This window comes from Pseudomonas sp. SDO5591_S426, assembly GCF_054070755.1.
Genome location: NZ_JBSVXD010000017.1, coordinates 42,319 through 54,238, shown reverse-complemented (window position 1 = coordinate 54,238; position 11,920 = coordinate 42,319). Strand labels below are relative to the sequence as shown.

Below are 11,920 nucleotides of genomic sequence, written 5' to 3'. Positions count from 1 at the left end.
GCGTTCCCCTGTAGGAGCTGCCGAAGGCTGCGATCTTTTGATTTTTTCAGGGCGCCATTTTCTGGCTAAGTTGTTCGCGGCAAAAATCCACGAACAATTGCGCAGGCTTGGTTAGTTGGCTGCGTTTCAAATGGGCGGACGCCAGCCCGGACAGGGTGACCGGCTCTTTGATGTTCACCGAGATCACCTTCTTGCCATCGTAAGTGCATTCCGAGTGCGGGCGGGTGACCAGGATCGAGAAGCCGAAGCCCTGACCAACCATGCCCCGCACCATCTCAATCGAAGGTGAGCTGAAGACGATGTTGGGCGTCAGATCCAGTTCATGGAACAGGCTGACAAAGTAAGTCCGGCTCGGTTGCACATCGAGAAGAATCATCGGTTCGCTGCACAAGTCCCGTAGCGATACCTCTTTCTGGTCAGCGAAGCGATGCCCTTCAGGCAGCAGCACGTAAGGCTTTTGCGGTGGCATCAACGGCGTGGTCTGGATGGTGCCGTCCAGACCGTGATCGTAGAGGAAGGCCACGTCGAAAGTGCCAGCGGTCAAGCCTTGCACCAGCTCCTGCTGCTCGCCATCGCGAATACGAATGTCCACGCCCGGATAAAGCTTGCGAAAGCCTGCGATCAGTTGTGGCAGGTACAGCGGGGCGACGGTTTCGAAGCAGCCGATGTCGATCTGCCCAGACACCGTGTCGTTGTCGGCCAGCGCATTTTGTTCAAACTCCCTGGCCATGCGCAGCAGCTCTTGCGCCTTGTGATAGAAGCGCGTGCCGGTGGGCGTCAGCGAAACGCCCTGGGCGTGGTGGCGGATGAACAGCTGGACGTTGAACGACTCTTCCAGACTCTTGATCGCCGTGGAAACCGAGGGCTGCGCGATGTACAGCTGCCGCGAGGCTTCAGCGACGCTGCCGGCTTCTACCGTTGTGACGAAATACTTGAGTTGCCGCAATGTATAGGAAGCCACACGCACCTCGTTCTGCTTTGTTTTGCGCTGAAAGACCGGATGGTCGCCGCGCCGATTGTTGACTGAACCTTACCCTATGCGGGTTCCGGACTGGGTCAGCGCTTACCCAGTTTTTTCTTATACCCCGAGCACATTTTTAATAATTTTCCTCTTCGCACGGTTGCCGCACTATCTCTACAACCTCTGATAACAACCCCGACCACCCTGGCGGTCGTAAAGGGAGCGTAGCGTGTTCGACCTCGACTATTGGCAGCAACGAGCTGCCCGGCAAACCTTCTCTGACAAAGCCTTGATCGATGGCCGGCAGGTGGCTGCGTCTTCGGGCGCAACATTCGATTCGATCAACCCGGCGACGAATCAGTTGCTTGCCCGTGTCGCCGCGTGTGGCGAAGTGGAAGTGGAACTCGCCGTACGCAGTGCGCGCCGAGCTTTCAACGAAGGCCCGTGGGCGCGGATGGCGCCGGTCGAGCGCAAGCGGGTGATGCTGCGTCTGTCCGAGCTGGTGCTGGCGCACCGCGAAGAGCTCGCCTTGCTCGATTCGCTGAACATGGGCAAGCCAGTGATGGATGCCTACAACATCGACGTCCCCGGCGCCGCCCATGTGTTCGCTTGGTACGGCGAGTCGCTGGACAAGCTTTACGATCAGGTCGCACCTACCGCGTCCTCGGCGTTGGCGACCATCACCCGTGAAGCGCTGGGCGTGGTGGCAGCCGTGGTGCCGTGGAATTTCCCGCTCGACATGGCAGCCTGGAAACTGGCCCCGGCCCTGGCAGCCGGCAATAGCGTGGTACTCAAGCCCGCCGAGCAATCACCGTTTTCGGCGCTGCGTCTGGCCGAGTTGGCGCTGGAAGCCGGTTTGCCGCCGGGCGTGCTGAACGTGTTGCCGGGGCTGGGCGAGTCTGCCGGCAAGGCGCTGGGTTTGCATCCGGATGTCGATTGCCTGGTGTTCACCGGCTCGACTCAGGTGGGCAAATACTTCATGCAGTACGCCGCGCAATCGAACCTCAAGCAGGTCTGGCTTGAATGCGGCGGCAAGAGCCCGAGCCTGGTGTTCGACGATTGCCGTGATCTTGATCTGGCGGCGGAGAAAGCGGCGTTTGGCATCTTCTTCAATCAGGGCGAAGTCTGCTCAGCCAACTCGCGGCTGTATGTCCAGAGCTCGGTCAAAGATGAGTTTATCGAGCGTCTGCTGGAGAAAGCCAAAGCCTGGATGCCCGGCGATCCACTGAATCCTGCGAGCGCTGCTGGCGCCATTGTCGATTCGGCACAGGCATCGCGGGTGATGAATTTTATCGAGCGCGCCCACGAAGACGGCGCCCGACTGCTCACCGGCGGCCGTCGCTTGAGCTTTAACGGTTCCGACAACTTTATCGAGCCGACCATTTTTGCCGAGGTCGATCATGATTCGCACCTGTCCCGCGAAGAAGTATTCGGACCGGTGCTGGCGATTTCCACGTTCGACACTGAAGAGCAAGCGGTGCGGCTGGCCAACGACAGCATCTATGGGCTGGCCGCCTCGGTGTGGAGCGATGATCTGAATCGTGCGCACCGGGTTGCACGGGCGCTGAAGGCGGGCACTGTTTCGGTGAACACCGTGGACGCCCTCGATGTCAGCGTGCCGTTCGGCGGTGGCAAGCAATCGGGTTTCGGCCGGGACTTGTCGTTGCACTCGTTCGATAAATACACCCAGTTGAAAACCACCTGGTTTCAATTGCGTTAAGCGTCTGCTGAACAATTAACCGCACGCTGATGGTGTGCGGTTTGAAGAATAAAAAGATGTCACCACGCGGAGAGTCTTCCGTGAACTTGCGGCTGCGTGGCCGTGACTGCCTCAGTAACTAACCACAATTAAAAAGTGAGGGAGCTTTCATGTTCAGATATTCGTCTTCGAGCGTTGTAACAGCATTTTTGGTATTCACGGTGCCCGTTGTTGCGCACTCCGAAAGTCTCACGGTTATTTCGTTCGGCGGTGCCACCAAGGCAGCGCAAGAGGGGGCTTATTTCAAACCCTTTGAACAAAGTGGCGCTGGCAAAGTTGTGGTTGGCGAGTACAGCGGAGAACTTTCCAAAGTCAAAGCCATGGTCGATGTGGGCCAGGTCAGTTGGGACGTCGTCGAAGTCGAAAGCCCTGAGCTGCTGCGCGGCTGTGAAGAAGGGCTGTTCGAGCGGTTGGACCCGGCGCTGATCGGCGATTCAAAAAACTATCTGGCTGGCGCGGTCAGTGAGTGCGGCGTGGCCAGTTATGTGTGGTCGATGGTGCTCGCCTACAACTCGAACAAGGTGGCGGCGGCGCCGACCTCCTGGGCGGATATGTGGAACCTGCAGCAATTCCCCGGCAAGCGCGGCCTGCGCAAGGGCGCCAAGTACACGCTGGAAGTGGCGCTGCTCGCCGACGGGGTCAAACAGGATGACCTGTACAAAGTGCTGGGCACCAAGGAAGGCGTGGACCGGGCGTTTCACAAGCTCGACCAGATCAAACCGTCGATCCAGTGGTGGGAAGCCGGAGCGCAGCCTCCGCAATGGCTCGCAGCAGGCGACGTGGTGATGTCGGCGGCCTACAACGGCCGGATTGCCGTGGCGCAAAAGGAAGGCTCGAAACTGGCCATCTCCTGGAACGGCCACCTCTACGATCCTGATCACTGGGCCATCGTCCGCGGCAGTCCGAACAAGGCGCTGGCCGAGCGATTCATCGTGTTCGCCAGCCAGGCGAGTGGGCAGAAATCCTTCTCCACGCAGATCCCTTACGGTCCGATCCGCAAGGATGTGCTGGCGCAACTTCCGGCCGACACGCTTGCCCAGTTGCCTACCGCTCAGGCCAATCTTTCTGAAGGCCAGTTGGTCGATGCCACGTTCTGGGTCGATCACGGCGAAGAGCTTGAGGAACGCTTCAACGCCTGGGCGGCCCGCTAAGCCGCTGCTGTCGTCAATCGCCGCTCACGGATGAGTGGCGATGTTTATCCCTGCCTTCCACGTGAAGGCGATCAACAACAAGAAAACACGGGGAGTTTGTCATGAGTTCAAGTACAACCGCGTCCATCCAGGCGCCGTCCGGCGGCTTGCGCCGGGTCCTGGGGCTGGGTTCATTGCTGGCCGTTGCGGTGGGCGTCGTGGTCTCGCAAGGCGTGATGGTGCTGATGCTGCAAGGCGCGGGCATCGCCGGTTTCGGTTTCATTATTCCGCTGGCCATCGCTTATGTGTTGGCAATCACTTACGCCTGGTCGTTTTCCGAATTGGCCTTGATGATTCCGAAGGCAGGCAGCCTCAGCAGTTACACCGAAGTGGCGATCGGGCATTTCCCGGCGATTCTGGCGACCTTCTCGGGCTACATGGTGGTGGCGATGTTTGCGCTCTCCGCCGAGTTGCTGTTGCTGGACCTGGTGATCAGCAAGGTCTATCCCGATGTCATTCCGCACATGGTGGTGGCCTACGGCGTACTGGGGCTGTTCACCGTGCTGAACCTGTTCGGCATCGATGTGTTCGCCAAGCTGCAGAACGTGCTGGCGCTGGTGATGGTGGTGATCCTCATCGCCATGGGCCTGGCTTCGCTGACTAACGGTCAGGCCAGTTTGCAACTGCCGCTGGATCAGGGCTGGAACCCGTTGGAGTTCGGCGCGATCACCTTGGCTGCGATGGCGGTGTGGGGTTTTGTCGGGGCGGAATTCGTCTGCCCGCTGGTGGAAGAAACCCGCAATCCCGAGCGCAATATTCCACGCTCGATGACCATTGGTTTGACGGTGATTTTCGGTGTGATTGCGTTGTATTGCTTTGGCGCGCTGCTGTGCATTCCACGTGAACAACTGGCGAGCGATGCGCTGCCTCACTACTTGCTCGCCACCACGGTTTTCGGTGAGGCAGGGAAGCTGTTCCTCGTCGTCGCAGCCATCACCGCAACGTGCAGCACGGTGAACTCATCCTTGGCAGCGTTGCCGCGCATGCTCTACGGCATGGCGCAAAACGGCCAGGCGTTCCCGCAATTCAAGAAGCTCACCGCACGTGGCCGTACACCTTGGGTGGCGGTGTTGTTCGTTGCCGCGATCACCGGCCTGCCGATCCTCATTCTGGGGCATGACGCGGCGGCGATCAGCTTGCTGCTATTGGCTGCCGCGTTGGCGTGGCTTTTGGCCTACATCATCGTGCACATCGACGTGATCGCCTTGCGCCGCCGCTATCCCCATTTGGCCCGTCCATTCCGCTCACCGTTTTACCCTTGGCCACAAGTCGTCGGCATCGCCGGCATGCTGTTTGCGATCTATCACGTGTCGCCAACACCGGAGATGACCGCGAGCATTTTTGCTTGCGCTGGCGTGGTACTGGGCGTGATATCGATCATTGCCGTGGTGTGGGTCAAGTTCGTGATGCGCAAACCGCTGTTTACGCCAGAACCCCTGATCCAAAACGAATCGCAGGACAACGGTGTGCCTGCCGTGGCACCGCTGACTACCGTGTCCGGGAACTGAACCTTTATTCAATTCAGGAGAATAAAAAATGACAACCGATTACAAACCCCAGCGCGAAACCAAGGACTATCAAGCGTCCGATGCCGCCCACCACATTCACGCGTTCCTCGATCAGAAGGCGTTGAACGAAGAAGGGCCGCGCGTGATCGTCGGTGGCGACCGCCTGCACCTGTGGGACAACGACGGCAATCGTTACCTCGATGGCATGTCCGGTTTGTGGTGCACCAACCTCGGCTACGGGCGCAAGGATCTGGCCGCGGCGGCGACCCGTCAGTTGGAGCAATTGCCGTACTACAACATGTTCTTCCACACCACTCACCCGGCGGTGGTCGAGCTTTCGGAGCTGCTGTTCAGCCTGCTGCCCAAGCACTACAGCCACGCGATCTACACCAACTCCGGCTCTGAGGCCAACGAGGTGTTGATCCGCACTGTACGCCGCTACTGGCAGGTGCTGGGCAAGCCGCAGAAGAAGATCATGATCGGTCGCTGGAACGGTTATCACGGCTCAACCCTGGCCGCCAGCGCCATGGGCGGGATGAAGTTCATGCACGAAATGGGCGGTGTGATTCCTGACGTCGCGCACATCGATGAACCGTACTGGTTTGGTCATGAAGGTGATCTGACGCCAGCCGAATTCGGCCTGCGCGCCGCTCAGCAACTGGAAACCAAGATCCTCGAACTGGGCGCGGAAAACGTTGCTGCGTTCATCGCCGAACCGTTCCAGGGCGCGGGCGGCATGATCTTCCCGCCAGAGAGCTACTGGCCGGAAATCCAGCGTATCTGCCGCAAGTACGACGTGCTGCTGTGTGCGGACGAGGTGATCGGTGGCTTCGGGCGGACCGGCGAATGGTTTGCCCACCAGCACTTCGATTTTGAGCCGGACACCTTGTCCATCGCCAAGGGCCTGACCTCGGGTTATATCCCGATGGGCGGCCTGATTTTGAGTCGGCGCATGGCCGAGGTGTTGGTTGAACAGGGCGGCGTATTTGCCCACGGCCTGACCTACTCCGGTCACCCGGTGGCGGCCGCCGTGGCAATTGCCAACCTCACAGCGTTGCGCGATGAGGGTGTCGTTACCCAAGTGAAAAGCGACACCGGCCCGTACTTCCAACAGTGCCTGCGTGAGGTGTTTGGCAATCACCCGTTGGTGGGTGAAATCCAGGGTGTCGGCCTGGTGGCTGCGTTGCAGTTCGCCGAGGACAAGGCGACCCGCAAACGCTTCGCCAACGAAGGCGACATCGCCTGGCGCTGCCGCACGATCGGTTTTGAGGAAGGCGTGATTATTCGCTCGACGTTGGGCCGCATGATCATGGCGCCGGCATTGATTGCCACGCGTGCTGAAATTGATGAGCTGGTTGGCAAGACGAAGATTGCGGTGGATAGAACAGCCAAAGAAATCGGCGTGCTTTAAACAACTATCAGGTTCGCTTCTGTAACTGTGGGAGCGAGCCTGCTCGCGATGGACGTTAACGATAATGCGTTTTGTCTGAAACAACGCGGTGTTTTTAAATTCATCGCGAGCAAGCTCGCTCCCACAATGACCGTGGTTATTCAGTAAATATCGAAGTTAGTTGTTGGTTAGTTTTTTCATGGGCAACAACGACAAAAATCATATTTTCGCTATTGGCATTCGCTAAGCACAATAAACCTACCCCGCCAGCAAAGTTATCCACGCGGTATTCAATTTTAAAAACAGCTGATCTGTCGCGACTTGCCGCGCCATAGTCGCCTCTCTGAAGGACACAAGCATGAATGATAAAAAGATAGAAATAGATACGCTTGTTGTCGGTGCCGGCCAGGCTGGCGTCGCCATGAGCGAACACCTGAGCAAACTCGGTGTGCCGCACCTGGTGCTGGAGCGTAACCGCATCGCTGAAGCGTGGCGCACCGGGCGTTGGGATTCGCTGGTGGCGAACGGTCCGGTCTGGCACGACCGCTTCCCGGGGCTGGATTTCGAAGACCTGGAACCCGATGCCTTCGCCTCAAAAGATCAAGTGGCGGCTTACTTCGAAGCCTACGCCGAGAAATTCGAAGCGCCGATTCGTACCGGTGTGGAAGTCAAAAAAGTCGTACGCAACAGTGATCGTCCAGGCTTCACCATCGAAACCTCCGAAGGTGTGATTCAGGCCAATCGCGTGGTGGCGGCGACCGGTCCTTTCCAGCGTCCGGTCATCCCGCCGATTGCGCCGACAGACAGCACGATCACGCAGATTCACTCGGCCCAGTATTTCAACCCGCAACAGCTGCCCGAGGGCGGTGTGCTGGTGGTCGGTGCCGGTTCTTCCGGTGTGCAGATCGCCGATGAATTGCAGCGTGCCGGCAAGCAGGTCTACCTGTCGGTCGGCCAGCACGACCGTCCGCCTCGCGCCTATCGCAACCGTGATTTCTGCTGGTGGCTGGGGGTGCTGGGGCTTTGGGATCTGGAAACCATGGAGCCTGGGCGCGAGCACGTCACCATCGCCGTGAGCGGTGCGCGTGGTGGGCAGACCGTCGATTTCCGGGCTCTGGCCCAGCAAGGCGTGACGCTGGTGGGGCTGACCCAATCCTTCAACGACGGCGTGGTGACGTTCCAACAGGATCTGGCGCGCAACATCGCTGCCGGTGACGCTAATTACCTGTCGCTGCTGGACGCGGCGGATGCCTACATCGCGCGCAACGGACTCGACCTGCCGGAAGAGCCCGAAGCGCGGTTCATGCTGCACGATCCAGAGTGCGTCACCCACCCGATTCTCGAACTGGATCTGGCCGAGGCGGGCATCACCTCGATCATTTGGGCCACCGGTTACGCCGTCGATTACAGCTGGCTGCAAGTCGACACCTTTGACGAGAAGGGCAAGCCGCGTCATCAGCGCGGGGTCTCGAATGAGCCGGGTATCTACTTCGTGGGCCTGCCGTGGTTGTCGCGCCGCGGATCGAGCTTCATCTGGGGCGTCTGGCACGACGCCAAGCATGTCGCTGGCCACATCGCCACCCAGCGCCAGTACCTCGAATACCGCGACCCGTCGCAGCGTTAAGAATCGATCGAGGGAGTGGTCCTGTGGCCATTCCCGATCCACACCTTCACTCAAGTTTCAGGGAGTCAGTTGATGCCTACTCACACGCGCATTCGCATGTTCAATACCAAGGACACGTACCCTAACCAGTCACTGGACAATGACCTTTGCCAGGCCGTACGGGCCGGCAACACGGTTTATGTGCGCGGCCAGATCGGCACCGATTTCGATGGCAACCTGGTAGGCCTTGGCGACCCGGGTGCCCAAGCTGAACAGGCGATGAAAAACGTCAAGCAGCTGCTGGAAGAGGCGGGGAGCGATCTTTCCCATATCGTCAAAACCACCACGTACATCATCGACCCGCGTTACCGTGAGCCGGTTTATCAGGTCGTGGGCGAGTGGTTGAAAGGCGTGTTCCCGATTTCGACGGGGCTGGTGATTTCCGGGCTGGGTCAACCGCAATGGCTGATGGAAATCGATGTGATCGCTGTCATTCCGGATGATTGGCAGGCAACGCCAAACCTGTAGGAGCCGAGCTTGCTCGCGATGAGGCCGGCACATCCAGCCTCATTGGCGGCTGACACACCGTCATCGCGAGCAAGCTTTGCTCCTGCAAGATCAAGGCGCGGCGGGCAGCAGGAACCGCGCAATCACCGGCAAGTGATCGGAGATGCGCAACGTATCGTCCTGTCTGACCGTGGCCTCGACCCGTTTGATACGTGGGCTGTAAAACAGGTAATCGACGGTTCGGTCCGGGCCGTTCAGGTTAGGGTCGTTCGGGTAGTGGGTCAGCCAACGCGCGCGGTCGATACCGCTGGCTTCGTTGTTGTTGGGGATCATCGGGTACTTGTCCCACAGCACGTGCAGGGCGCTGTCGGCAGAGTAGGGCATGCGTTGCTCGCTGGGCAGGCGCTGGAATTGCCCCAGCGGCAACAGATTGAAGTCGCCGCCGATCAACCAGGGCGTACCGCGGCTTTCGAACTTGTCGAGCACTTTGCCTATGGCCGCGACCTGCGCTTGCAGCGTCCCGTCAGGTTGCCGCACTCGGTCGAGATGGGTGGTAAGGATTGCGACCTGACCGCCATCACTCACTGGCAGGTAGGCGACCAGCAAGGCGTTTTTCGGCTGGAACTGGCGGCTGACCAGATTGACCGGCGCCACCGGCAGTTGCAGGCGCTGGGCATGATCGATCTGATAGCGGCTCAGCGTTGCCAGTTGCCGGCCGACGCTGCCGAAGATATGCGGGTCAGGGACGAAGTCAGCCTTCCAGTCGAAGGCGCTGACACTGCATGGGTACAGGTCGGCGAGCCGTTCCTGCAGCAGTTTGAGCTGGTGCTGGTAAGCGCTGGCCTTGGCGCCGTCATCGAGTTCCTGCAACAGCACCACGTCCGGTTGCTCGTCGCGAATCACCCGCGCCACTTCATCGAGGCTGAAGGCCATGTCTTCCGGCGTGGGTTTTTCATCGGTGCCGTTGGCCAGGTCATTCCAGAACACGTAGCGCTTGCCCGCCAGGTACTGGACGTTCCAGGTCATCACCTTCAGTGCCTGGCCGGGCGCCAGGGTCGGCGCCTTGGTGCTGCAATTGACCGGCAGCACTTCGCGGGCTTCGGGGCGCCAGGTCAGGCTGTAGATCATCACGCCAGTCAGGCCGATGACAATCAACAATCCCAGCAAGGTGTAGCGCAGCAGTCGGGTCATGGCTCGGCTTATAGCGTTACGGAAGTTGGTCCCGAGCATACCCGAGTGACGGGCGGTCGCCCAAGGTCAGAGTGGCCCGTCGATTTTTTCCGGCACATCGCTGATCAACATGAACAGGCGGAACAGCACCACGCTGGTGAACAGTTGCAGGAAGCTGTGGGCGCTGTCGATCAGCAGCGAGATCACCGGGTTCTGCGGTTCGGGATAGACCGCCAGCGTCGCGCCCTTGAGCAGCCACAACGGCCCCATCACGCACAAAATGCACACCAGGATGCGCAGGAAATGGCCACGGGTCAGGCGCAGGCTTTCCTTCATCGCTTGCAGCGGGGCCAGGCCTCGCAACACCAGCAGGTACTCGCCGAACGCCAGGGTCACCATCAGCCAGATACCCGGCAGGAAATACAACGACAGGCCGAGCAGGATCAACAACGTATTGATCGCCGTCAGCAGTGCGAAGCGTGGCCACAGGTAGGCCGACCTCGACAGCAAGTCGCGGTTGCGTGGCGATTCGCCACGGCTACGGGCGTCGAGAAACAGGATCAGCGCGGCGGTGTACAGCGGATAGATCAGCAGGCCGACGATCACGCTGACACCAGGAAAACTGTCCGGCTCGGTGGACTGGTCGACCACGTGCTGCAACAGGGCCTCGATGATCACCAGCGGCAGGCACAGTTGCACGATCTGGCTCAGATTGCGCTTGAAGAAATACAGGGAGTCACGCAGCACATCTAACGGGTTCATCAGTCGGTATCGCAGGTCATAAACAGTGGCTCACTGTAACCGATGATGTACCGCCTGAAGCAAACGTAAACGTTGGGTAAATGTCATTGAAACAGATTGTTTCAGCCTCCATTAAGGTCGGGCACCTTATCCTCCTTGGAGAAGGGCAACGATTTCCCCGGCAATCTACGAGGTCGCCATGAACAGCGAAGAACAAACCCTCATCGATGGACTGTTTTCCCGGCTGCAACAGGCCGAAACGGACTCAGCCCCGCGCGACACCCAGGCCGAGGCGCGGATCAAGGAACACCTGACACGCCAACCGGCGGCAGGTTATTTCATGACCCAGGCGATTCTGGTGCAAGAGGCGGCGATCAAGAGCCTCGACGAGCAGAACAAACAACTGACGGCGCAAGTCCAGCAATTGCAGGCCGAACTGCAACAGGCCAAGGCGCAAACGGCGGCTCCGGCGCCGAGCAGCAGTGGTTTTCTATCGAGCATCTTTGGTGGCAGTCGTGATCCGCAACCCGCGCCGACCCAGAGTGCGCCGCCATCGAGCGGCGGCTGGCGTGAACCAGGGCGGGCTTCGTTCAATTCGCAGCCACCACAACAGAATTTCGGTGCACCGCAGCAAAACTTCCCGCAACAGGGTTATGCACCCCAGCAACAGGCTCCGGCAGCGGCGGGCAGCGGTTTTCTCGGTGGCGCGCTGAAAACCGCGGCCGGTGTGGCAGGTGGCGTGATGCTGGCGCAGGGCATCAGCAGCCTGTTCCATCACAATCAGCAACCGGAAGAAATCGTCGAAGTCATCAAGGAGCAACCGGCCCAGGTCAACGACCAGGGCAACAACGACTGGGGCGATGACCAGCGTGTGGCCGGCAATGATTCCTACGGCAATGACCAGGGCGGTTTCACCGACGCCGACTACAGCGATGACAGTTCATCGTTCTTCGGTGGCGACGACGATTCCTTCGTCTGACCCGCCATTCGTCCGGAGCGCGCCTGCGCTCCGGGCCGATTATTCGCGGAACATTCCTTGAGGCTGGCATACTGGGCGACTTTTCGGGCCTGGGGCCTGATTCAGCCTTGAG

General features: G+C 59.6%; 10 protein-coding genes. 7 read left to right on the top strand and 3 right to left on the bottom strand.

The genetic code is table 11. The features are described from left to right. Positions 1 to 46: 46 nt before the first annotated feature. The gene (locus tag ACW9JC_RS06235) at positions 47 to 961 is read right to left on the bottom strand and encodes a LysR family transcriptional regulator (protein ID WP_457454197.1); all 915 of its coding nucleotides are present in this window, start codon (positions 959 to 961) and stop codon (positions 47 to 49) included. Between the two features lie 229 nt (positions 962 to 1,190). On the opposite strand from ACW9JC_RS06235, the gene ACW9JC_RS06230 reads away from it, so the two are divergent. From ACW9JC_RS06230 to ACW9JC_RS06205, 6 genes are all read left to right on the top strand, one after another. Further along, on the top strand, positions 1,191 to 2,681 hold the full coding sequence (locus ACW9JC_RS06230; protein WP_457454195.1) for an aldehyde dehydrogenase: 1,491 nt from the start codon (positions 1,191 to 1,193) through the stop codon (positions 2,679 to 2,681). A gap of 149 nt (positions 2,682 to 2,830) precedes the next feature. Continuing rightward, positions 2,831 to 3,871, top strand: coding sequence for an ABC transporter substrate-binding protein (locus tag ACW9JC_RS06225; RefSeq protein WP_150701568.1), 1,041 nt, complete (start codon positions 2,831 to 2,833; stop codon positions 3,869 to 3,871). A 101-nt stretch (positions 3,872 to 3,972) separates the two neighbouring features. Beyond that, complete coding sequence (locus ACW9JC_RS06220; RefSeq protein WP_448109414.1) at positions 3,973 to 5,418, top strand: amino acid permease; 1,446 nt, start codon at positions 3,973 to 3,975, stop codon at positions 5,416 to 5,418. Between the two features lie 28 nt (positions 5,419 to 5,446). After that, a complete protein-coding gene (locus ACW9JC_RS06215; RefSeq protein ID WP_457454194.1) occupies positions 5,447 to 6,829 on the top strand; it encodes an aspartate aminotransferase family protein in 1,383 nt (460 codons plus the stop codon). Between the two features lie 337 nt (positions 6,830 to 7,166). Further along, positions 7,167 to 8,432 (top strand): flavin-containing monooxygenase, encoded by a 1,266-nt coding sequence (locus ACW9JC_RS06210; RefSeq protein ID WP_457454193.1) that lies wholly within the window; start codon positions 7,167 to 7,169, stop codon positions 8,430 to 8,432. Between the two features lie 72 nt (positions 8,433 to 8,504). Continuing rightward, complete coding sequence (locus ACW9JC_RS06205; protein ID WP_457454191.1) at positions 8,505 to 8,939, top strand: RidA family protein; 435 nt, start codon at positions 8,505 to 8,507, stop codon at positions 8,937 to 8,939. 90 nt (positions 8,940 to 9,029) lie between these two features. Here the strand turns inward: ACW9JC_RS06205 and ACW9JC_RS06200 are convergent, their stop codons facing one another. Both ACW9JC_RS06200 and ACW9JC_RS06195 read right to left on the bottom strand, forming a co-directional pair. Continuing rightward, positions 9,030 to 10,109, bottom strand: a complete 1,080-nt coding sequence (locus ACW9JC_RS06200; RefSeq protein ID WP_457454189.1) for an endonuclease/exonuclease/phosphatase family protein — start codon at positions 10,107 to 10,109, stop codon at positions 9,030 to 9,032. 66 nt (positions 10,110 to 10,175) lie between these two features. Beyond that, positions 10,176 to 10,850, bottom strand: a complete 675-nt coding sequence (locus tag ACW9JC_RS06195) for a YciC family protein (protein WP_457454187.1) — start codon at positions 10,848 to 10,850, stop codon at positions 10,176 to 10,178. A gap of 178 nt (positions 10,851 to 11,028) precedes the next feature. Here ACW9JC_RS06195 and ACW9JC_RS06190 point away from each other — a divergent pair, with 178 nt between their 5' ends. Continuing rightward, the gene (locus ACW9JC_RS06190; protein ID WP_457454185.1) at positions 11,029 to 11,808 is read left to right on the top strand and encodes a DUF2076 domain-containing protein; all 780 of its coding nucleotides are present in this window, start codon (positions 11,029 to 11,031) and stop codon (positions 11,806 to 11,808) included. The last annotated feature ends 112 nt before the right edge of the window (positions 11,809 to 11,920 follow it).